Consider the following 22526-nt stretch of genomic DNA (forward strand, 5'->3'; position numbering starts at 1 on the left):
CCGAGATTCCCCGCGGCCCTTGCAAACGCTCCAAATCCTTCAAATCTCGGGCCTTTTCCCGCGGTTTTCCTTGACTCGCGGCATCCAGCGGCTATAAGTCCCACAGTCGGCGCGGGGCGTTTCTCGCGCCGCTTGCTTTTGCGTGGGTTTTCAAGGGGATAAGTCCCGCCCGCACAAACGCGCATGAACCCTTAGCGACTGACAAAAAGCCGGCCCCGACGATATCAGTCGCGAGGCCGGGATTGAACACGAAGGAAAAAAACGATGTTCGCAGTCATCAAAACCGGCGGCAAGCAATACCGCGTCGTGCCGGATGATGTCCTGGAAGTAGGCAAGATCGAAGGCGAAGTCGGCTCGATCGTGCAGTTGAATGAAGTTCTGGTGGTCGGCGGCGACACGCCGGTGCTGGGCGTCCCGACGGTGGCGGGTGCGTCCGTTGCGGTCGAGGTGCTCGACCACAAGCGCGGCCCCAAGGTCATCGCGTTCAAGAAGCGCCGCCGCAAGAATTCGCGCCGCAAGCGCGGCTACCGCGACGAGATCACCGTGCTCCGCGTCAGCGAGATTCTGACGGACGGCGCCAAGCCCACCAAGGGCCCGCGCCCGAAGCGGGAGAAGGTAGCCAAGGAGCCGGCAGCCGAAGCCGCCGAGTAACGAGAATCGATCACGCCAGTTCACGAATTGATGCGTGAGACCTTTTGAAATGATTCCGTCAAGGAATTGACCTAGACATACGCAGGATTTCGGAGACGAGCCATGGCTCACAAAAAAGCAGGCGGTTCATCGCGTAACGGACGCGATTCCAAAGGCAAACGCCTCGGTATCAAGGCGTTCGGCGGGGAGATCGTCACTCCCGGCAACATCATTGCGCGTCAGCGCGGCACGACCTGGCACCCGGGCCTTAATGTCGGCATGGGCACGGACCACACCCTGTTCGCCAAGATCGAGGGCCGCGTTGCGTTCCAGGCTAAAGCCAACGGCCGCACCTTCGTATCGGTACTCCCGATCGCCGAGGCGGCTGAATAGACGGTGGATCAAATTTGGAGTCCGCCGGGTCCTGACTGAACCGGCGGAGTCCACAAGCAGGCTCCAGGGGAGGCGGGAAACCGGCCTCCCCTTTTCTTTGACTTGCTCACTTCGAATTAGTGACTTTCACGGAGCCGGACATGTTGCAGGATTTCTCGAGCGTGACCTTGCAGGAGGCGAGACCCAGCGTCGTCGCCACCGAGCGGCTGACCTTGCGGCGGCCGACCCTCGCCGACGTCAGGACCATCGCCCGGCTCGCCAATGACCGCCGTGTCGCCGAGAACACGCGGCGCCTTCCGCACCCCTATTCGCAGGACGACGCCGTCGCATTCATCCGCGCCACCGCCGCGCTCGGCAGCGAGACCGTGTTCCTGATCGAGCACGACACCGGGCCGGTCGGCATGGTCGGCATCGACTGCTCCACGCCCGGCAACGCCGAGCTCGGCTACTGGCTCGGCGTCGAGCACTGGGGCCAGGGTTTTGCCACCGAAGCCGCGCGCGGCGCGATCGACTTCTTCTTCGAGGAGTTCGAGGACGAGCATCTCCATGCCGGTGCGCGCGTCACCAATCCGGCCTCGCGCAAGGTGCTGGAGAAGTGCGGCTTCCAGTGGAGCGGCGTGCAGCTGCACCGCTTCCTGGCGCTGGGCTCCTCGACGCCCGTCGACTGCTTCCGCCTGTCACGCGGCGTGTGGGCATCGCTGAAGAGCTGGAGCAGCGCGCGGCGCATGAAATAGCGCAAGAGCGCACCACATTCTCCGCTGTCGTCCCGGGGCGCGACGAAGTCGCGAGCCCGGGACCCATAATCCCAGGGAGGAGTGAGGGAGGAAACTCCCACTCCGAGTCTTCGTCAAACCACTCCCTTTGGGTATGGGTCCCGGGCTCGCGCTCCGCGCGCCCGGGACGACGAGGGAGCGTTCACGCAGGCGGATTCACGTCTGCGCTCGCACGCCCGAGATCTCGCTCGCGCAAGTAGATGTAGAACCCGGCGCCGATGATGATGGCGGCGCCGACGAGGGTTGCGATCGACGGCACGTCGCCGAACACGACGAGGCCGAAGATCACGGCCCAGACGATCATCGAATATTGGTAGGGCACCACGACGCTCGCCGGCGCCAGCTTTAGCGAGCGGTTGACGCAGAACAGCGCGGTCACCGAGATGCATCCGGCCAGCGCGAAGATCACGAGGCTGCCTGGCGTCGGCGGCACCCAGTGGAACGCCGACAGCACGGCACCCAGCGAAAACGTGCCGATGAATTGCGAGGACGCCATCACGATGTCGGGTGTCTTGCGCAGGCTGCGCGTGATCAGCATCAAGGTCGCAAACGACAGACTTCCGCCGAGCGCGATCAGCGCTGGCAGGCTGACGGTCTGCGCGGAGGGGCGCAGCGCGATCAGCACGCCGCAGAAGCCGACCAGGATGGCGGTCCAGCGCCGCCAGCCGACCTTTTCCCCCAGGAAGATCGCCGACATCGCCGTGACGAAGATCGGACCGGCCAGGTAATAGGTGATGACATCGGCAAGCGGCAGATAGACCGTCGCGAGGAAGAAGGCAGCCACCTCCAGCGTCGACAGCACGACACGGAACAGCTGCAAGCCCGGCCGCTCCAGATGCAGGAACTGGTGACGCTGCGTCCAGATCATCGGCGCCAGCAAGAGCAGCGCCGCGCAGGCACGCAGGAACAAGAGCTGCCCGACCGAATAGGTGCCGACCAGAAACTTGCCCATGGCGTCGCCGAACGAGAACATGAAGATCGACAGCACCATCAGCGCGATGCCGGCCAGCCGCGCCGAGCGGTCGTCATAGGCGGAGAGGTTCTTGAACAGGGGCATTGCCGTCGTTTTAATCGCGCGGGCTGGCAGAACAAGCCCACCTCCGGCGAATTGAACGCATTGTCGCACTGCGCGTCGCGCGATAGGGATCGCCAAGCGAATTCATCCTGATGGTGCAGCGCATGACCGACTTCGATCCCACCCGGCATCGCATGATCCCCGCGCAACGCTGGTTTGAGGATTTCGTCGTCGGCGAACGTTTCGTGCTGCCGAGCCGAACCCAGACCTCGGCGGTGTTCGCTGCATTCCAGACCGCGAGCGGCGACACCCATCCGGTGCACTACGACGTGGAATATTGCCGCAGCCGCGGCATGCCGCATCTGCTCGCCCACGGCTTCCAGACCTTGATCCACACCGCGCCCGGTGCCGGCCTGTTTCCGTTCATGGTCGAGGACTCCCTCGTCGGCTTCCTCGAGCAGTCGAGCCGGTTCCTCAAACCGGTGTTCGCCGACGACACGATCTACCCCACGCTCGAAGTGATCGAGCTGGTGCCGGGACGTACGACCGGCGTGGTGACGCTTCGAAGCACGATCTTCAACCAGCGCAAGGAGCTGGTGCTGGAAGGCATGCAGAAATTCCTGATCCGGCGCCGCCCGGCAGGTTAAGCAAGGCGCGACTTCGGGAGAAATTCGGCCAATCCGCGGGGCAATGCGGGTTGCCGCAAGGCACCGGCTGGCCTACCTATGGCCCATGAAATTCCTCGACGAAGCAAAGGTCTATATCCGCTCCGGTGACGGCGGGAACGGCTGCGTGGCGTTCCGCCGCGAGAAGTTCATCGAATTCGGCGGTCCCTCCGGCGGCAATGGCGGCCGCGGCGGCAACGTCATCATCGAGGTCGCCGATGGCCTCAACACGCTGATCGACTACCGCTACCAGCAGCACTTCAAGGCCCAGAAGGGCGAGAACGGCTCCGGCTCGGACCGCCACGGCGCCAACGGCAAGAACATCGTGCTCAAGGTGCCGGTCGGCACCCAGATCTTCGACGAGGATCGCGAAACGCTGATCCACGACTTCACCAAGGTGGGCGAGAAGTTCGTGCTGGCCGAGGGCGGCAATGGCGGCTTCGGCAACGCGCATTTCAAGTCGTCGACCAACCGCGCGCCGCGCAACGCCAATCCCGGCCAGCTCGGCGAGGAGCGCTGGATCTGGCTGCGGCTGAAGCTGATCGCCGATGCCGGCCTCGTCGGCCTGCCCAATGCCGGCAAATCGACCTTCCTCTCCAAGGTCAGCGCGGCGAAGCCGAAGATCGCCGACTATCCCTTCACCACGCTGCATCCGCAGCTCGGCGTCGTGAATGCCGACGGCCGTGAGTTCGTGCTGGCCGATATTCCCGGTCTGATCGAGGGCGCGCATGAAGGCGCGGGCCTCGGCGACCGCTTCCTCGGCCATGTCGAACGCTGCCGGGTGCTGCTGCATCTCGTCGACGCAACGTGCGAGCACGCTGGCAAGGCCTACAAGACCGTGCGCAAGGAGCTCGATGCCTATGGCGGACAGCTCACCGACAAGATCGAGATCGTCGCGCTGAACAAGATCGACGCGGTCGAGCCGGACGAGCTCAAGAAGCAGAAGGACCGCCTCAAGCGCGCCGCCAGGAAGACGCCGCTGCTGCTCTCGGGCGCGACCGGCCAGGGCGTCAAGGAAGCATTGCGCGCGCTTGCCGAGGTGATCGGCGAGGCCCCGGTGTCCAGCAAGGCCAAGAGCGCCGCCGAAGCGGAGCCATGGTCGGCGTGAAGTAAGCAGCGCTCTCCACACCTCTCCCCACCGGGGAGAGGTCGATTTGCGTTAGCAAATCGGGTGAGGGGATCAGGTCCCACGAGACACCGTAACCCCTCACCCGGCGCTACGCGCCGACCTCTCCCTGTGGGAGAGGTTTTCTTCGCACCATCAATAGCGCTATATCAAGCGAACGAAGGGTGGAGCGAGACGCATGGCGCGCGCGAAGAACGTTCTCTGGATCATGTGCGACCAGCTTCGCTATGATTATCTCGGCTGCACCGGCCATCCCACGCTGAAGACGCCGAACATCGGCGCCATGGCCAAGCGCGGCGTGCTGTTCACCAACGCCTATGTGCAGTCGCCGATCTGCGGGCCCTCGCGGATGTCGTTCTACACCGGGCGCTACATGCGCTCGCACGGCTCGCATTGGAACGGCTGGCCCTTGCGCGTCGGCGAGCCCACGCTCGGCGATCACCTGGGCAAGATCGGCGTGCGCAACGTGCTGGTCGGCAAGACCCACATGGCGCCCGACCTCGAAGGCATGAAAGCGCTCGGCATCCCGCCGGAATCGATCATCGGCGTGCACGTCGCCGAATGCGGTTTCGAGCCCTATGAGCGCGACGACGGCCTGCATCCGACCGGACGGCCGCGGCCGAAATACGATGACTATCTGCGCCAGCAGGGCTTTGAAGCGACCAACCCCTGGGAGCATTGGGCCAATTCAGGCGCGGCCGACGATGGCTCCTTGCAGAACGGCTGGCTGCTGGTGCATGCCGACAAGGCCGCACGCGTGCCGGACGAGCATTCCGAGACGCCCTACATGACGCGGCGCGCGATGGACTTCATCACCGAAGCCGAGACCGACGGCCGGCCGTGGTGCCTGCATCTGTCCTACATCAAGCCGCACTGGCCCTACATCGCGCCAGAGCCCTATGCGAGCATGTATTCGACCGACGACATGATTCCGGTGATCCGCTCCGAGCGCGAGCGCCAGAATCCGCATCCGGTGTTCGGCGCCTATATGGACATGCGCTACTCCCGCAACATGGCGCGCGATGATGCGCGCGAAAAGGTGATCCCGACCTATATGGGCCTGATCACCCAGATCGACGACCAGATGGGCGTGCTGATGAAGTTCCTGGAGGACCGTGGCCTGCTGGAGACGACGATGATCGTGTTCACCTCCGATCACGGCGATTATCTCGGCGATCACTGGATGGGCGAGAAGGATCTGTTCCACGAACAGTCGGCGAAGATCCCGCTCATCGTCATCGACCCCTCGAAGGAGGCCGACGCCACGCGCGGCATGCGCAGCGATGCGCTGGTGGAGGCGATCGATCTCGCACCGACCTTCGTCGACTATTTCGGCGGCAAGGTGCCGGGCCACATCCTCGAAGGGCGCTCGCTGCTGCCGCTGCTGCGTGGCCCGAAGCCATCGGATTGGCGCAAGGTTGCGTTCTCCGAATATGACTACGCCATGCAGGACGTGCGGCTGAAGCTGAACCAGCCGATCGAACGCTGCCGCCTGTTCATGGTGTTCGACGGCCGCTGGAAGTACATCCACGCCTCCGGCTTCCGCCCGATGCTGTACGATCTCGAAACCGATCCGGACGAATATCTGGATCGCGGCGACGATCCGGAATGCGCAGGCATCGTAGCTCGGTTGCAGGCCGAGCTGTTCGACTGGGCGCTGCATCCCAACGACCACATCACGACGCCGCGCGAGAAGATCGCAGCCTATGCGGATAACCAGCTCCAGGTGAAGGGTGGCATCCTGATCGGCATCTGGGACGAGAAAGAGCTCGCCACCATTCGCGACGGAATCGAACAGCGCGCGAAGCTCTAAGACCCTCATGGTGAGGAGGCGCGACAGCGCCGTCTCGAACCATGCAGGCCCGGCTCTCGCACCTCGGCCTGCATCCTTCGAGACGCTTGCTTCGCAAGCTCCTCAGGATGAGGGGATAGAGGGACCGCGAAGATCTAATTCTCGATCTTGTAGCCCGTCGCCTTCACGATCGGCTGCCACAACGACGTGTTCGCGGCGAGCTCCTTGCTCAATCCGTCCGGCGTCGAGCCGACCGGGATCATCCCGATCGCCGTCAGCTTCTCCTTCACCTCGGGCTTGGCCAGCGCCGCGCTTGCGGCCGCGCCGAGCCTGCTCGCAAACTCCGGCGGGCTGCCGGCGGGAAGCCACATGCCGTACCAGGCGTCCGCGACGAGATCGATGCCGCTCTCCTTCAACGTCGGAACGTCAGGCGCGAACGGCGAGCGCTCGGCGCTCGAGACCGCGATGATCTTCACGCCCTTGGCGCGATGCTGCGGCAGAGCATCCGCCAACGTCGTGATACCAAACGAGATATGGCCGCCGACGAGGTCGTTGAGGATGGGCGCGCTGCCGCGATAGGGCACGCGGGTCAGGGCAATGCCGAGGTCCTTCTCCAGCTTGGAGCCCGTGAAATGAGGGATGGTGCCGTTGCTCGGCACGCCAAACGACGTCTTGTCGGGATGCGCCTTCAGCCAGGCGACAAAGCTCTTGAAATCCGAGGCGTCGACCCGCGGGCCGATCACGACGGCGAATTCGAACCGCGCCAGCAGCGACACCGGCATGAAGTCCCTGGCCGTGTCGAAGCTCGGTGTCGTCTCCACCATCGGCAGCAGGTACATGGTGGGCCCGGTCGTCACCAGCACCATGCTGCCGTCGGGGCTTGCGCCCTTCACCGCCTTGATGCCGATCAGGCCGTCGCCGCCGGTGCGGTTCTCGACCACGATGGTCCGTTGCAGCACCGGGGCCATCTCCTGCGCGATCAGCCGGCACAGCGTGTCGCCGCCGGCCCCGGCCGCGAAGGGGAAGATGATCTTGCTCAGCCCGGCCTGCGCTTGCGCCCCACCCGCTTGCGCCAGGAGCGGCAGGCCGAGGCATCCGGTCATGAATTTGCGGCGGTCCATACGTTTCCTCTCCAGCTCCGTTTTTGGTTGCCGGCATTAGAAACGGAACGGCGTCCAAGACAAGGCCGCCGTCGGCCGTTTACCATCTCGCCCGCCTTGCGCCGGCCATCGTCCTGCTGCAAAAGCAGGCCCACCGGCGCCGCTCTTTCGCTCCGCCGCTTCCGATGCAGAGCAATTCGCCACACGCGCCAGCACATACAGACATGGCCAGCCCCGAACTCAGTCAATTCCGCCGTATCGTCGTCAAGGTCGGCTCCGCGCTGCTGGTGGATTCCGACAAGGGCGAGGTACGGGCGTCCTGGCTCGCCGCGCTCGCCGACGACATGGCCAAGCTGCACAACGAAGGGCGCGATGTCCTCGTGGTCTCCTCCGGCTCGATCGCGCTCGGCCGCAGCCGCCTCAAGCTGCCGCGCGGCCCGCTGAAGCTGGAAGAGAGCCAGGCCGCCGCCGCGGTCGGCCAGATCGCGCTGGCGCGTATCTGGTCCGAGGTGTTGGGGGCGCACGGCATCGACGCCGGCCAGATCCTGGTGACGCTCCAGGACACCGAGGAGCGCCGCCGCTATCTCAACGCCCGCTCCACCATCGGCAAGCTGCTGGAATGGCGCGCGATCCCCGTGATCAACGAGAACGACACGGTCGCCACCAACGAAATCCGCTACGGCGACAATGACCGCCTCGCCGCGCGCGTCGCCACCATGGCGAGCGCGGACCTGCTCGTACTGCTGTCCGACATCGACGGGCTCTACGACGCCCCGCCGAAGAACAACCCGGATGCAAAGCTCATTCCCGTGGTCGAGAGCATCTCCTCGGAGATCGAGGCGGTGGCGGGAGACGCCGAGTCCGAACTGTCGCGCGGCGGCATGCGCACCAAGGTCGAGGCGGCCAAGATCGCCACGACGGGCGGCACCCACATGCTGATCACCTCCGGCAAGATCGAGCATCCCCTGCAGGCGATCGCCAATGGCGGCCGCTGCACCTGGTTCCTGACGCCGGCCAACCCCATCACCTCGCGAAAGCGCTGGATCGCAGGCACGCTGGAGCCGAAGGGCACGCTGACGATCGATGCGGGCGCCGTGACGGCGCTGCGCGCCGGCGCCAGCCTGTTGCCGGCCGGCGTGATCAAGGTGGAGGGCCAGTTCGCCCGCGGCGATGCCGTGATCGTCCGCGGCCCCGACACCAGCGAGGTCGGCCGCGGTCTCGTCGCCTACGACGCCGAGGATGCCGACCGCATCAAGGGACGCTCCTCGCCCGATGTGATGATGATCCTCGGCATCAGCGGCCGCTCCGAGATGATCCACCGCGACGATCTGGTGGTGGGCGGGTAGCAGCCGACTGATCCCGCCTGACCATCATGTCCTACCAGGCATAGCGGATGACGCCTTTGCCGGCGTAGCTCCTGACAACGTGGGAGAAGGCCCCTTCGAACGACGCGGCGATCGAGAAGCCATTGCGCCACGCGATCTCGGCGGACGCGGTTGCAAGCGCCGCGTCCGGACCCGGCGATGCACCGCCCACGACCAAGCTTGCGCCGGGCAAGGTCTGGAAGGTGGCGACGATGTTGCGATCGATGCCGTATTCGTGCGCCCACGCGGCGCGGCCGCGAACGGTCATCACCGCCTCATCGATCAGGAACGATCTGTCCGTGCGCAGCCCGATCTCGCTGCGCGTCGCAGTCGCGGTCTTCGCCACATAGCTCAATGCGAAGGTGCCGGAGCCGGCCAGCACCTGCTCGGCATAAGCCGGCAGGTCGAACGCGGTGACCTGCGCAGCGGCATAGGGTGTCACGCCGAGCCAGGGCGTCGCGAAACGGTAGCCGGCCTCGGCACGTCCGGAAAAGGCGTTGGCATTGAAGCGCGCCTGCAGCCGGTCGCTGCCGGCAACGCTGATGGTGCGATCGGTGGTGACCTCCTGCCAGCCATAGGCGAGTGCTGCGGTGACAAAGGCCGGCCCGGCGGTATGCCGCATGAAGGCGCCGGCCTGGAACAGATCGGAGCGGCCGCCACCGCCATTGGCGACGTTGAAGCTCGTTCCGCCGCCTGCCAGGGCGACGCCCGCGACCGTGCGCGGAGACAGCCACACATCCGCACCGACCGCGGTGCCGGCAATGCGGCTGGTGGCAGTGTTGGAGCCGATCGCTGCATTTCCGTCGGTCGTCTGCGTCCCACCAAAACCCGCGGCCCAAACGCGCCAGCGCGGATCGAAGCCCGTGCGCGAGGGTGTCTTGGTCATCATGCCGTAGGCCTCTCGCTCGGCGCCGCTGCGCTTGCCGGCCGCGGCGGCATAGCCCATCGCGCCATCCGTGTCCGCCCCGCGCGATCCGCGGCCATCGACGAACGAATCGGTGAGCACGCCGAGAAACTGATCCATGGCGTCGAAGGTCGTCTGTTGCGCGCCGGTCGCGGTTTCGCCGGAGAGCTGGGTCAGTGCGCCCGCGAGCGGGGCACCGGTCAGCCCGAACACCGCGACGAAGCCGGGCGGCAGTGCGCCGCCGCCGTTGAAGAAGCCGTTGAGCGCATCGGCGACGTTGCGCTGGTTGCGGTTCAACCCGCCGGAGGAGAGCGCGCCGAGTTGGGCCGTCAGATTGATCAGCACGTCGGTTGTCGTGGTTTGCAGGTCGACGTTGAAGCCGGCCGGCAGGGCGACGGTAGAGAAGGCCGCAAAACTGCCGCTGATCGACGTCGCATGCAGGATCGAATAGCTGCGGGTCAGATAGGTCCCTGACGCAAACGAGGCGATAACGCTGCCCGCGAGCGTCGCGCTGCCGTTGACGATGGCGCCGGTCGTTGCGGTCGGATTGAGTTGAACCAGATAGACCGCGCCCGACTGGAAGGCGAGGTTGCCGGCGATCGTCATTGCACTGCCCGGCGTGCCCGAGCCGGGCGCGAATATCGCGCCGCTCTGGATCAACGTGTTGCCGAGCGTGCCGCTGCCGCTGAGGATGGCGCCGCTGAGAATCGTGGTCGAGCTGGAAGAAGCAATCGAGCCATTCACCCGCAGCTCGCCGCCGCCAACGAGCGTCACCCCGCTGTAACTATTGACACCGCCGAACACCAGCAGACCGCTGCCAGTCTTGGTCAGCGCGATCGGCCCCGTGCCGTCCCCGATCGTGCCGGAGAACACCGTCGAGGCGTTATTGCCGCCGGCAGTCAGGACGGCGGCGACGCCGCTGTTGGTGACGGTGCCGGCACCGGCCAGCGATCCCACGGCGTTGGAGAATCCGGCGAGGTCGAGAATTGCACCGCTGGCAACCGTCATCGCGGAATTGTTGCCGAAAGCGCTGGTCGATCCGGCCTGCAGCGTGCCGGCATTGACCACGGTCGGGCCGGTATAGGTATTCACCCCCGAAAGAACGAGCGTTCCGGCATAGCCGCTCTGGTTGTTGACGACGACATCGCCCGAACCCGACAGCACGCCGCTCAGGTTGACCGTGTTGCCGGTGAGAACGTTGTAGGTCGGATCGCCGGTGGCCGTGATGTTGTTGGCAACACTGAAGCTGCCGTTGAAGTTCACGGTAACGCCGGTTGCACCGCCGTTGAGCGTCAGCGCGCCGCTGCCGAGTGCGCTGCCATTGCCGATCACGAGCGTGGAGCCCTCGTTGATGGTGGTGCCACCGCTATAGGTGTTGGGGCCGGCAAGGGCGAGGGTGCCGCCGCCGCTTTTCGTGAGCGCGACGCTGCCACCCTGGTCCGCGGCGTTGGTGCCGCCGCCGGGATTGGTACCCCCCGCGCCGATGTAGTCGGCGATCGTGTCGGCAATCGATTGGCTGCCGGCCCCGAACGCGAGCGTGGTCGTGGTGCCGCTGGTGCCCTGGAAGAAGATGCCGGAACCGTAAGCGCTGCCTGAAGCGCCGTAGCCGCCGCCGCCGCTGCCGCCTGCAACGCTGTTGCCGTTGACGATCAACGAGCCGCTGACCGTGACGGTACCGCCAGTCTGGACATAGACCGCGCCGCCAGCGCCGAGCCCGCCGCCGCCGCCCGCGGCAAGCGGGACAGACAGGCTGACATCCGCAGCGCCCGCGCCGAACCCGCCGGTTCCGGCTGTGCGCGTAGCAGAGTATACGGCGGCGCCGCCGCCACCGAAACCGCCATCACCCCCGACGGCGCTAACCCCGCTGTATGCCCCGCCGCCGCCGCCGCCGTACCCGCCTGCGCCGCCGGTGCCTTGACCCGTGATGGTAAAGCCGCCGCCGCCCCCGCCGCCGAACCCTCCGCTGCCGCCCTGCGAATCACCAGACGTAAGAGTCGCGTTGCTCCCGCCGCCGCCGCCACCGAACCCTCCGCTACCGCCGGTGCCGGCGTTCATTGTGCCGGTACCACCGTTGGCGCCGCCACCGCTGGTCCCAAGACCGCTCACGCTGTTGCTGCCGACAGCCAGCCCGCCGCCGCCATTGCCTGCGGAGCTTGGGCTGCTTCCGCCATTTCCGCCCATGCCGCCACCACCGCCGCTCAGGTTGTTGGTAAAGGCGCCGCCCGCGCCCCCGCTCGCATGGTTGTTGCTCAGGCTCACATTGCTGAGCGTCAGCGCTCCGTTGCTCGAGACGAACACCGCGCCGCCGAGACCGGCACCGCCGCCGCCGCCGTCGATGCCGCTACCGCCCTGCGCCGCCGCGTTGGCGATGGAGAGGTTCGCGATCGTGACCGAATAGGTCGAACCGGTCGTACCGGCGTCGCCGATGAAGAACGGACGATAGGTCCCGGCGCCGCTGATGACAGGGTTATTGCCGTTGCCGTCGATGGTCAGGTTCTTGGTGATGACAGGCAGTTCACTCGCGAGCGTGATGGTGCCGCCAGTCTGGAAAACAATGGTATCGCCATTGCCCGCGCTGGTGAGCGCCGCCCGCAGGCTTCCGGCGCCGGCATCGGCCGTGGTCGTCACGAACAGCGTGGCTGCATTTGCGTGCCAGGAGAGGCCGAGCATAGTGGCGAGCAGCGCGACGCGCAGCGGCAATCCGGGAGACTTCAATGTCGCAAACCTCGGGCGAAAGCATGCCGCGATTGCCTCGAAGCTGGGCACGCGCGACGTCGTAGGGCGCGGGGCAAGCGGTAACAGGTCGCCCGCGGGGGCGATGTGCCGAGCGTCTCAGACGACGATTTCATCGGATGCTGATGCAGGCAGGGCACAGAATCGTCTGGCGGGGACGCCACCACAATTATTGATTGTGTCTACCGCTACACGCTCGTAAAAGATGTGTCGCTTGCGGTGCGATTCTCGGATCGCTACATAGCGGTGGCCGATATTGGCGCTCCCAACAGTCTACGCTGTGTGCGGCCTCGTCTTTGTCGAACCCACGATGTCCGCGAGGCACCAGTGAGCGAGAATATGTCGGCCGACGAGGGCGGGCGCGGGGCTCATGCCCTCGCACAGTTGCGTGCGGCAACAGCGGGCATCTGCGACGTGATCCCCTTGACCGCCGATGATGATTTCCATGTCTCCACCGCGACAATGGCGTGTGGAAATGCCTTGCTGGTCGAATCCTTCGCGAGCGCGCTGGAATACGACAGGACACCCGCGCACGTCGCACGTGGCGGCCTCGATCATTATCAAGTCACCCTTTGCCTGCGGGGGGAGATGCGCTTCGCCTCGGGCCGCCGCGAGGTGACGCTGCGGCCCGGCGACATCTGCCTGATCGACATGGCGCAACCGAACCACACCGTGCTGACGGGGGCGGGCGACGACCGCGCCCACCTGATGGCACTCATCCTGTCGCGCCCGGTGCTGGCGCCGCGGCTGGCGCATCCGGATTCGGCGACGGCGTCATCTTTGCCAGCCAGCCATCACCACGCGCGTCTTCTGGCAAGCCAGTTTGCCGCGCTTTGGCAGCCGACCGTGCCGGAGGCCGGCGGCCCCGCCGCCACGATCGAGGCAATGGCCGATATCATCGCCGGCGCAGCCGGCAGCGTCGTCGAAGTCGACGGCGCCATCGAGCGGGCCGAGCGCCATCTGTATCTCGCGATGATCAAGCGCCATATCGCAGCCAATCTCGATACCGACGCGCTCGCGGTCCAGGACCTTTGCCGCCGCTTTCAGATCTCCCGTGCCAGTCTTTATCGCCTGTTCGAAGCGGACGGAGGACTTGCGCATTACGTGCAGGAGCAAAGGCTCAATCGCGGCTTGATGCTGCTGATCTCACCGGCATCGCGGGACAAGCGCCTGATTGATCTCGCCGTCGATCTGCAGTTCAGCAGCGACTCCACGTTCGTCCGCGCCTTTCGCCGACAGTTTGGCCTGACCCCGGGCGAGATCAGGAACATGTCGGAGGCCTGGATCAGGGATCACGGCGAGGTGCCGGGACCAGACGACCTGCTTCATCGGCTGGGTCGACACTGAGAGAGGGGCTTTCTCCCGGCGACGTCGCGCGAATTTCAGCGCGCCCGCTCCCGTCTTCGCCGCCCTGTCATGCCAATTCCCAGCCTCGCCAAACCCGCGATTTCCGTGCTAGGACACGCCCTTAGCAGAAGGTTGAACCAGCCATGGCCGCCCCCCTGAAAGCCGTCGATAGCGGCGCCGATCTTCAGGCGCTGATGAACGATCTCGCCAGCCGCACCCGTGCTGCGGCGCGGGTTCTGGCGCTGGCGCCGGCGGAGCAGAAGAACCGCGCGCTGGAGGCGATGGAGAGGGCGATCCGCAACCATGCGGCCGCCATTCTCGCCGCCAATGCCGAGGACGTCGCCGAGGCCCGCGCCAGCGGCGAGGCCACCGGTGCTTTCATCGATCGTCTCGCGCTGACGCAGGCGCGTATCGAGGCGATGGCCGACGGTATCGCAACCGTGCGCAACATTCCCGATCCCGTCGGCGTCGTCACTGAGAGCTGGCAGCGGCCGAACGGCATGACCATCGAGCGCGTGCGCGTGCCGCTCGGCGTCGTCGGCGTGATCTTCGAGAGCCGTCCGAACGTTGCGGCGGACGCCGGCGTGCTGTGCCTGAAGTCCGGCAATGCCGTGATCTTGCGCGGCGGCTCCGACAGTTTTCGCTCCTGCCGTGCCATTCATGAGTGCCTGGTGCAGGGCCTGCGCGAAGCGGGCCTTCCCGAAGCTGCGATCACGCTGGTGCCGACGCGCGACCGCGCCGCGGTCGGCATGATGCTGTCAGGCCTGAACGGTGCGATCGACGTGATCGTGCCGCGCGGGGGCAAGAGCCTCGTCGCGCGCGTCGAGCAGGAGGCGCGCGTGCCGGTGTTCGCGCATCTCGAAGGCGTCAACCACGTCTATGTCGATGGCAGCGCCGACCTCGCGATGGCGAAGTCGATCGTGCTCAATGCCAAGATGCGACGCACCGGCGTCTGCGGCGCAGCCGAGACGCTGCTGGTCGATCGCGCCGCTGCCGGCAAAAATCTGAAGCCGCTGGTCGAGATGCTGCTCGATGCCGGCTGCGAGGTGCGCGGCGACGACGCCGTGCAGAAGATCGATGCACGGGTCAAGCCTGCCGGCGCAGACGATTGGGACACCGAATATCTCGACGCGATCATCGCGGCGAAGGTGGTCGACGGCGTCGACGGCGCGATCGCACACATCCAGAACCACGGCTCGCATCACACCGACGCGATCGTGAGCGCGGACGAGGCTGCCGCGAAAAAATTCCTGAGCGAGGTCGATTCCGCGATCGTGCTGCACAACGCCTCGACGCAGTTCGCCGACGGCGGCGAGTTCGGTTTCGGCGCCGAGATCGGAATTGCCACCGGCCGGTTCCACGCCCGCGGCCCTGTCGGCGCCGAGCAGTTGACGAGCTTCAAATATCGCGTCCACGGCACCGGGCAGACGCGGCCGTAGGTAACGTCGCGAGGCGCGGGCAATTGAGCAACAATTTCGTCGTGCCGCGTTTCGTGGCGCAAGCGATCCCGCCCTCGACACCGGGCATGCGTGTCGGCCTGCTCGGCGGCTCCTTCAATCCGCCGCATCAGGCCCATCGCGCGATCAGTCAATTCGCGCTGAAGCGATTGCAGCTCGATCGCGTCTGGTGGCTGGTCACGCCCGGCAATCCGCTGAAGGAGAACGGCCCGCTGCACGAGCTCGGCGAGCGCATGCAGGCCGCGCGCGACGTCGCCAACGATCCCAGGATCGAGGTGAGCTGTCTCGAATCCGTCATTCGCACGCGCTACACTATCGACACGATCAACACGTTGCGCCGCCGCCTTCGCGGCCTGCGCTTTGTCTGGATCATGGGCGCCGACAATCTCGCTCAATTCCACCGCTGGCAGGACTGGCGGCGCATCGCCGGCCAGGTGCCGATCGCGGTCATCGATCGCCCGCCGCAGAGTTTTCGTGCCCTCGCCTCGCCGGCCGCCAAGGCGTTATCGCGCTACCGTCTGCCCGAGACGAAGGCAGCAGAACTTGCGGATCGGCCGGCGCCCGCCTGGGTGTTCCTGACCGGATTGAAGCTGAACCTCTCCTCGACGGGCCTGCGGAACCCGGACGGGAGCTGGAAAGGTACGAAGTGAGACGAAGTGTGCGGGCTGGAGGCTCTCTGGCATATTGAAACCCTTAACCCCACATGATGTAGTGTAACCAGTGAGCGCCGGATTCGGCGTTCGCGATACAGTGAAAGGAATGGTCCCTGACCACATCTGTATTGTCCAAGCCTGTTTTACCCAAGGTTGCCAAGCCTACGCGTAAAACATCGACCAAAGCTGCGGCCTTGAAGGCGCAACCCGACGCCGACAAGACGCTGAGCCTGATCCTCTCCCGCCTCGAGGACATGAAGGCGGAAGAGACGGTCACCATCGACCTTCGCGGCAAATCGGCGTACTCCGACTACATGATCGTTACCACCGGCCGGGTGAACCGGCACGTCGGCGCGATCGCGGAAAACGTCACCAAGAGCCTCAAGGAAAACGGCATCAAGAACATCCATGTCGAGGGCTTGCCCAATTGCGACTGGGTGCTGATCGATTCCGGCGACGTGATCGTGCACGTGTTCAGACCCGAGGTCCGCGAGTTCTACAATCTCGAGAGATTGTACACGCAGGGCCCGGGGGCGGCGAAGGCGATCTAGGCTCATCGAGCCGATTTCGAATCGGCTGGCGCGCATGCTAGCATCGTGTGCGCGCGCTTATGGCGCGCGGTCTTGAAAACGCGACCCTGAAGATATCATGCGTGTTGCCGTCATTGCGGTGGGCCGGCTGAAGCAGGGCCCCGAACGGGAGCTTGCGGACCGCTATTTCGAGCGGTTCGACGAGGCCGGCCGCAAGCTTGGATTCCGCGAGCTCAGCATCCACGAAATTCCCGAGAGCCGCGCGCGCGATACCGCGACACGGATGGCCGAAGAGGCCGCGGCGATCTCGGCGCATATCCCGGAAAGATCCGTCCTGGTGGCGCTGGACGAACGCGGCCAGAATCTCGAGTCCACCGTATTCGCACGGCATCTCGGACGCTGGCGCGACGAAGGCGCCGGACATACTATTTTCGTGATCGGAGGCGCGGACGGACTTTCGCCCGAATTGCGCCGTAAGGCCAAACTCGCGATCGCGTTCGGCTCTGCGACCTGGCCGCACCAAATGGTCCGCGTCATGCTTCTGGAACAGCTTTATCGGGCCGCCACCATTCTGGCCGGCCATCCCTATCACCGCGCGTGATGCGCGCCACAACGAGCACTTTTGCCGAGAAGCGATGCGAGCGCCGATTCTCAACCTGCTGCTGATCGCCAACGTCGCCGGCGCAAGCCTGGCGCAAGCCCAGACCGCAACACCGGCGCCGCAGACCGCAGCGATCTCGCCCGACGCGATCAAGCAGCGCGAGCAGGAGCTGGAAGCCGCGCGCGCCAGGCAGAAGAGCGCGGAAGAAGCGCAGGCCAAGCTCAAGGCCGAGATCACCGCGCTCGGCCAGGACCGCACCAAGCTCAACCAGCAGCTGATCGAGACCGCCGCCAATGTGCGCACTGTGGAGACCAAGATCGACGAGGCCGAAGCGCGGCTGCGCGCGCTGAACGGCCGCGAGCAGCAGATGCGTGCTTCGCTCGATTCACGCCGTGCCGACATCGTCGAAGTGCTCGCGGCCTTGCAGCGCGCCGGCCGGCGCACGCCTCCGGCGCTGCTGGTGCGGCCCGAAGATGCGCTGCAATCACTGCGCACGGCGATGCTGCTCGGCGCCGTCGTGCCGGAATTGCGCGGCCGCGCCGAGAAGATCGCGGCCGAGCTCGGCGAGCTCGTGGCCTTGCGCAAGACAATCGCCACCGAGCGCGACCAGCTCGCCTCCGACCGCGACAGGGTCCGCAACGATCAGACCCGGCTCGCCGCTTTGGTCGACGAGCGGCAACGCCAGCAGGCGGCACGCGAGAAGGACTTGGACACCGAGAGTTCGCGCGCCATCGCGCTTTCAAAGCAGGTCGGCGATCTCCAGGGGCTGATCGCCAAGATGGAGCAGGACCTGCAAAGCGCCGCCAAGGCTGCCGAGAAGGCCGCGGAGGCCGCAAGGCAGGCCGAGGCGAAGGCGGCCGCCAGCGCCAAGTCGGGCCCGGGCGCTTTCAAGGACAAGTCCCGCACCACCCCGGCGATGGCCTTCGCCTCGGCCAAGGGCCTTTTGCCTCTCCCTGTTAACGGTAACAAGATCAGGGATTTTGGCGGTTCCGACGGGGTTGGCGGGGTCCAGAAGGGTATTTCGCTGGCCACCAAGCCCGGCTCCCAGGTCACGACGCCGTGTGACGGCTGGGTGGTCTATGCCGGCCCGTTCCGCAGCTATGGACAACTCTTGATCCTCAACGCCGGGGGCGGGTATCATGTCCTGATCGCCGGGATGGAGCGCATTTCGGTCAACATCGGACAGTTTGTGCTCACGGGGGAGCCGGTCGCGACCATGGGGTCGACATCTCAAGTCGCCTCCATTCTCGCCACGAACGCGAGTCAACCTGTGCTGTATGTCGAGTTCCGTAAAGACGGCACTCCAATCGATCCAGGCCCATGGTGGGCCGCAAATGAAGGCGAGAAGGTTCGCGGATGATGCGCAAGACTTCAGTAATCCTCCTCAGCGCCGCCACCGGTGCAGCGCTGACGCTGTTCGTGACCCAGCCCCGCGCGGTGTTCATGGGCTCCAGCGCGCGAGCCGCCACCGCGGACACCTATCGCCAGCTCAATCTGTTCGGCGACGTCTTCGAGCGCGTGCGCTCCGACTATGTCGAGAAGCCCGATGACACCAAGCTGATCGAATCCGCGATCAGCGGCATGCTCACCGGCCTCGATCCGCATTCGAGCTACATGGACGCCAAGAGCTTCCGCGACATGCAGGTGCAGACCCGCGGTGAGTTCGGCGGCCTCGGCATCGAGGTCACGATGGAGGACGGCCTGATCAAGGTGGTCTCGCCGATCGACGACACGCCGGCCTCGCGCGCAGGCGTCATGGCCAACGACATCATCACCAATCTCGACGACGAGGCGGTGCAGGGCCTGACCCTGAACCAGGCGGTCGAGAAGATGCGCGGCCCGGTCAACACCAAGATCAAGCTCAAGATCATCCGCAAGGGCCAGGACAATCCCATCGACGTCACCCTGGTGCGCGACAACATCCGCGTCCGCTCCGTGCGCGCGCGCGTCGAGCAGGACGACATCGCCTATATCCGCATCACCACCTTCAACGAGCAGACCACCGAAGGCCTGAAGCGCGAGGTCTCCAGCCTCTCGAACCAGATCGGCGACAAGCTCAAGGGCTTCATCATCGACCTCCGCAACAATCCGGGCGGCCTGCTCGAGGAAGCGGTCACCGTCTCCGACTCGTTCCTGGAGAAGGGCGAGATCGTGTCGACCCGCGGCCGCAACGCCGAGGAGACCCAGCGCCGCACCGCGCATGCGGGCGACCTGACCAAGGGCAAGCCGGTCATCGTGCTGGTCAATGGCGGCTCGGCCTCGGCGTCGGAAATCGTCGCCGGCGCGCTGCAGGACCACAAGCGAGCGACGATCGTCGGCACGCGCTCGTTCGGCAAGGGTTCGGTGCAGACCATCATTCCGCTCGGAAGCGGCAACGGCGCGCTGCGGCTGACCACCGCCCGCTACTACACGCCGTCGGGCAAGTCGATCCAGGCCAAGGGCATCGTACCCGACATCGAGGTGCTGCAGGACGTGCCGGACGAGCTGAAGTCACGCACCGACACCAAGGGCGAGGCTTCGCTGCGTGGCCATCTGAAGAACGACGGCGACGAGAAGACCGGTTCGCAGTCCTACGTCCCGCCGGATGCCAAGGACGACAAGGCGCTCAAGCTCGCCGGCGACCTGCTCCACGGCATCAAGAACAGCGCCTCCGCCGCACCCACGCCGGGCGGCGACAGCAAGGCCACGACCGACAAGCCCAAGGCGGCGAACTAAGTCCCCGCATTCTGAGATCTGACGAAAAGGGCGGCTCCTGGAGCCGCCCTTTTTGCGTGGAGCTCCCGACGTCCCCGGCCTATCCCGGCCTGCCGCCGCTTGACCACGGCGTGGTATCGTCGGCTGGAGTGATTCGGGACCTTGCATGACTGAAACGGCCGATGATCTGAGCGCCCCGCTCGGACAGGACAAGCCGCGCCGGAAACGGCGGCTGCGGCTGCCGTTCACGGCCATGCAGCTGCTTGCCGTCCTGCTTGGCCTGTTCCTCCTCACCTTTGCCGGCTTCGCCATCTTCAACAAGGATCCGCTCGGCGGCGAGCCGATGACCCGGCTGGCGATCCGCGCTCCCGATGCCACGGACGAGAAGCCGGCGGCCTCCGGCCACGGCTCAGAGAGCAAGCCAGAGGGCAAGCACGAGACCAAGGAGACGCCGAAGCAGGCCGCCCCCGGCGAGCAGAAGACCATCACCATGATCGACGGCTCGACCGGCGCCCGCCACGACGTGGTGATCGGTGGCGGCGATGCCGCCGACAAGGGCGAGGCGGCATCCGCCGCGCCGTCCGTCATGGCCGGGATCAATCCGAAGCTCTTGGAGAAATCGCGCTACGGCATGATCCCGGTGGTCGCTGACGGGCTGAAGCCGTTCAACGTCTATGCGGCGGACGCCGACCGCGCCAAGGCTGCCAAGATGCCCGTGGTGGCGATCGTGATCGGCGGCCTCGGCGTCGGCGCCGCCAAGACCACCGACGCGATCATGAAGCTGCCGCCGGCAGTGACGCTGGCCTTCACGCCCTATGGCGCCGACCCCGGCAAGCTCGCCGAGCGGGCCCGTGCGCAGCGCCACGAGATCTTCCTCCAGATCCCGATGGAGCCCTATGACTTCCCCGACAACGATCCGGGACCGCAGACGCTGCTGACCTCGCTCAGCCCCGACCAGAACATGGACCGTCTCTATTGGCACCTGAGCCGGATGCAGGGCTATGCCGGCCTCACCAATTTCATGGGCGCGCGATTCATCGCGACCGAGCCGGCGATGCAGCCGATCATCCGCGAGGCGGCCAAGCGCGGCCTCGGCTTCTTCGACGACGGCTCCTCGCCGCGCAGCATCGCGCCCCAGGCCGCGGCGAACCAGGCCATGCCGTTCGGCAAGGGCGACATCGCCATCGACGTGGTGCCGACGCCGACCGAGATCGACCGCGCCCTCAACAAGCTCGAATCGACCGCACGCGAACGCGGCATCGCTGTCGGCACGGCCTCGGCCCTGCCCGTCTCGATCGAACGCATCGGCGCCTGGACCAAGACATTGGGCGACCGAGGTATCCTTTTGGTGCCATTGACAACCGCGATGCTGAAATCAAAATCCAGCTAAATCAACGAATTGGTACGGCACGGCTCCCGCGGGGCCGCATCAAGCCGGACCTGAGGCATGCGAGAGGTCTGGCGGAATGGCGCGTTACGAGGATCTGCCCTACCGGACCTGCGTCGGTGTGATGCTGATCAATCCAAAGGGACTGGTGTTCATCGGCCGCCGCGCCGGCGGCATCGAGCATGTCGACGACACCCATGTCTGGCAGATGCCGCAAGGCGGCGTCGACCCCGGCGAGGACACCTGGGAAGCCGCCAAGCGCGAGCTCTACGAGGAGACCAGCGTGCGCTCGGTCGAGCGGCTCGGGGAGGTCCCGGACTGGCTCACTTACGACATTCCACGCACGGTTGCGGGGCGTGCCTGGAAGGGCCGCTACCGCGGGCAGCGCCAGAAATGGTACGCGGTACGCTTCACCGGCAAGGACAGCGAGATCAACGTCGAGAAGCCCGGCGGTGGCGGCCACAAGGCGGAATTCGTGAGCTGGCGCTGGGAATCGATGAAGAATCTCCCTGGGTTGATCATCCCCTTCAAGCGCCCGGTCTATGAGCGCGTGGTGAAGGAATTTTCTGCGCTGGCGGATGAATGATCCACTGTCGCTCCACCCTCGCTCGTCATCCCCGCGAAGGCGGGGATCCATAACCCCCCAGGCGGGAGTGGTGGGCCGAATATCACCACGAGCTTCCAACCGTCGACTGCCTGTGGTTATGGATTCTCAGATGCGCAATTGCGCATCGGAGCTCGCGCTCCGCGCGCCCCGGAATGACAAAGATGACCAATGAAAAGCCCTACCGCCCCAACGTGGGCATTGCCCTGTTCAATGCCGACGGCCGTGTGCTGATCGGCCACCGCTTCAAGGGCGACGGGCCGGAGATCATCCTGCCGGGGCTCGATTGGCAGATGCCGCAGGGCGGCGTCGACGAGGGCGAGGATCTGCGCGATGCGGCGATGCGCGAGCTCTGGGAGGAGACCAATGTCGTCAGCGCCGACTTTCTCGGCGAGACGGACTGGTTCACCTACGAATTCCCGCCTTACGACGGGCCGCCGACGCACCGGCTCGCGAAGTTCCGAGGCCAGCGCCAGAAATGGTTCGCGCTGCGCTTCACCGGCCGCGACGACGAAATCGATCCGCTGACACCGCGCAACGGCCAGCCCGCCGAGTTCGACGCCTGGCGCTGGGAGCACCTCGACCGCGTCGTCGATCTCGTGGTGCCGTTCCGCCGCGATGTGTACCGCGCAGTAGCGCGAGAGTTTGCGGTGTTCGGAAACTGAAAACCGCGAAAACAACCCCATGCACAGTAGCGAAGTGTTTGACACTTCGAGATAAAATACACGGCAGCTTCATCGATCGTGCAATAAAGTTTC

The 22526-nt window shown here is 65.7% G+C and carries 20 protein-coding genes; 17 read left to right on the top strand and 3 right to left on the bottom strand.

Going from position 1 to position 22526, the window contains the following annotated elements; genetic code table 11:
* Positions 1 to 264 precede the first annotated feature (264 nt).
* The 3 genes from rplU (at position 265) to ACM42_RS10275 (ending at position 1757) form a co-directional block, all read left to right on the top strand.
* A complete protein-coding gene (rplU, locus tag ACM42_RS10265) occupies positions 265 to 651 on the top strand; it encodes a 50S ribosomal protein L21 (protein ID WP_124163569.1) in 387 nt (128 codons plus the stop codon).
* A 102-nt stretch (positions 652 to 753) separates the two neighbouring features.
* Positions 754 to 1023 (top strand): 50S ribosomal protein L27, encoded by a 270-nt coding sequence (gene rpmA, locus ACM42_RS10270; RefSeq protein WP_008538809.1) that lies wholly within the window; start codon positions 754 to 756, stop codon positions 1021 to 1023.
* A gap of 140 nt (positions 1024 to 1163) precedes the next feature.
* The gene (locus tag ACM42_RS10275) at positions 1164 to 1757 is read left to right on the top strand and encodes a GNAT family N-acetyltransferase (RefSeq protein ID WP_271527811.1); all 594 of its coding nucleotides are present in this window, start codon (positions 1164 to 1166) and stop codon (positions 1755 to 1757) included.
* A 181-nt stretch (positions 1758 to 1938) separates the two neighbouring features.
* On the opposite strand, the gene ACM42_RS10280 is transcribed toward ACM42_RS10275, so the two are convergent.
* Positions 1939 to 2853 (bottom strand): DMT family transporter, encoded by a 915-nt coding sequence (locus ACM42_RS10280; RefSeq protein WP_271527812.1) that lies wholly within the window; start codon positions 2851 to 2853, stop codon positions 1939 to 1941.
* A gap of 122 nt (positions 2854 to 2975) precedes the next feature.
* Here ACM42_RS10280 and ACM42_RS10285 point away from each other — a divergent pair, with 122 nt between their 5' ends.
* The 3 genes from ACM42_RS10285 (at position 2976) to ACM42_RS10295 (ending at position 6415) form a co-directional block, all read left to right on the top strand.
* A complete protein-coding gene (locus tag ACM42_RS10285; RefSeq protein WP_271527813.1) occupies positions 2976 to 3458 on the top strand; it encodes a MaoC family dehydratase in 483 nt (160 codons plus the stop codon).
* 85 nt (positions 3459 to 3543) lie between these two features.
* A complete protein-coding gene (gene obgE / locus ACM42_RS10290) occupies positions 3544 to 4584 on the top strand; it encodes a GTPase ObgE (protein WP_271527814.1) in 1041 nt (346 codons plus the stop codon).
* Positions 4585 to 4780: 196 nt separating this feature from the next.
* Positions 4781 to 6415, top strand: coding sequence for an alkaline phosphatase family protein (locus ACM42_RS10295; RefSeq protein WP_271527815.1), 1635 nt, complete (start codon positions 4781 to 4783; stop codon positions 6413 to 6415).
* A 134-nt stretch (positions 6416 to 6549) separates the two neighbouring features.
* Here the strand turns inward: ACM42_RS10295 and ACM42_RS10300 are convergent, their stop codons facing one another.
* On the bottom strand, positions 6550 to 7515 hold the full coding sequence (locus ACM42_RS10300; RefSeq protein WP_271527816.1) for a Bug family tripartite tricarboxylate transporter substrate binding protein: 966 nt from the start codon (positions 7513 to 7515) through the stop codon (positions 6550 to 6552).
* Positions 7516 to 7718: 203 nt separating this feature from the next.
* On the opposite strand from ACM42_RS10300, the gene proB reads away from it, so the two are divergent.
* The gene (gene proB / locus ACM42_RS10305; RefSeq protein ID WP_271527817.1) at positions 7719 to 8840 is read left to right on the top strand and encodes a glutamate 5-kinase; all 1122 of its coding nucleotides are present in this window, start codon (positions 7719 to 7721) and stop codon (positions 8838 to 8840) included.
* Between the two features lie 31 nt (positions 8841 to 8871).
* Here proB and ACM42_RS10310 read toward each other — a convergent pair whose 3' ends face one another.
* Positions 8872 to 12477, bottom strand: a complete 3606-nt coding sequence (locus ACM42_RS10310; protein WP_271527818.1) for an autotransporter domain-containing protein — start codon at positions 12475 to 12477, stop codon at positions 8872 to 8874.
* Between the two features lie 357 nt (positions 12478 to 12834).
* Here ACM42_RS10310 and ACM42_RS10315 point away from each other — a divergent pair, with 357 nt between their 5' ends.
* The 10 genes from ACM42_RS10315 to ACM42_RS10360 all read left to right on the top strand — a co-directional run bounded on the left by ACM42_RS10315 (position 12835) and on the right by ACM42_RS10360 (position 22433).
* Positions 12835 to 13842 carry a helix-turn-helix domain-containing protein gene (locus ACM42_RS10315; protein ID WP_271527819.1) on the top strand — a complete coding sequence of 336 codons (1008 nt, stop codon included), beginning with the start codon at positions 12835 to 12837 and terminating at the stop codon, positions 13840 to 13842.
* Between the two features lie 143 nt (positions 13843 to 13985).
* Positions 13986 to 15281 carry a glutamate-5-semialdehyde dehydrogenase gene (locus ACM42_RS10320; protein WP_271527820.1) on the top strand — a complete coding sequence of 432 codons (1296 nt, stop codon included), beginning with the start codon at positions 13986 to 13988 and terminating at the stop codon, positions 15279 to 15281.
* Positions 15282 to 15304: 23 nt separating this feature from the next.
* On the top strand, positions 15305 to 15949 hold the full coding sequence (locus ACM42_RS10325; protein WP_271527821.1) for a nicotinate-nucleotide adenylyltransferase: 645 nt from the start codon (positions 15305 to 15307) through the stop codon (positions 15947 to 15949).
* A 197-nt stretch (positions 15950 to 16146) separates the two neighbouring features.
* Complete coding sequence (gene rsfS / locus ACM42_RS10330) at positions 16147 to 16503, top strand: ribosome silencing factor (protein WP_024338888.1); 357 nt, start codon at positions 16147 to 16149, stop codon at positions 16501 to 16503.
* Between the two features lie 97 nt (positions 16504 to 16600).
* The gene (gene rlmH, locus ACM42_RS10335; RefSeq protein WP_271527822.1) at positions 16601 to 17083 is read left to right on the top strand and encodes a 23S rRNA (pseudouridine(1915)-N(3))-methyltransferase RlmH; all 483 of its coding nucleotides are present in this window, start codon (positions 16601 to 16603) and stop codon (positions 17081 to 17083) included.
* Positions 17084 to 17117: 34 nt separating this feature from the next.
* Positions 17118 to 18443 (top strand): murein hydrolase activator EnvC family protein, encoded by a 1326-nt coding sequence (locus tag ACM42_RS10340; protein ID WP_271527823.1) that lies wholly within the window; start codon positions 17118 to 17120, stop codon positions 18441 to 18443.
* The gene (locus tag ACM42_RS10345) at positions 18440 to 19798 is read left to right on the top strand and encodes a S41 family peptidase (RefSeq protein WP_271527824.1); all 1359 of its coding nucleotides are present in this window, start codon (positions 18440 to 18442) and stop codon (positions 19796 to 19798) included. The genes ACM42_RS10340 and ACM42_RS10345 overlap by 4 nt, the downstream gene beginning before the upstream one ends.
* 145 nt (positions 19799 to 19943) lie before the next feature.
* Positions 19944 to 21167, top strand: coding sequence for a divergent polysaccharide deacetylase family protein (locus ACM42_RS10350; protein WP_271527825.1), 1224 nt, complete (start codon positions 19944 to 19946; stop codon positions 21165 to 21167).
* A gap of 76 nt (positions 21168 to 21243) precedes the next feature.
* Positions 21244 to 21750: an RNA pyrophosphohydrolase gene (locus ACM42_RS10355; protein ID WP_271527826.1), complete on the top strand. Its 507-nt coding sequence runs from the start codon at positions 21244 to 21246 to the stop codon at positions 21748 to 21750.
* A 182-nt stretch (positions 21751 to 21932) separates the two neighbouring features.
* Complete coding sequence (locus ACM42_RS10360) at positions 21933 to 22433, top strand: RNA pyrophosphohydrolase (protein ID WP_271527827.1); 501 nt, start codon at positions 21933 to 21935, stop codon at positions 22431 to 22433.
* Positions 22434 to 22526 lie beyond the last annotated feature (93 nt).

The organism is Bradyrhizobium sp. CCBAU 25338, assembly GCF_028128965.1.
Lineage (GTDB): Bacteria > Pseudomonadota > Alphaproteobacteria > Rhizobiales > Xanthobacteraceae > Bradyrhizobium > Bradyrhizobium liaoningense.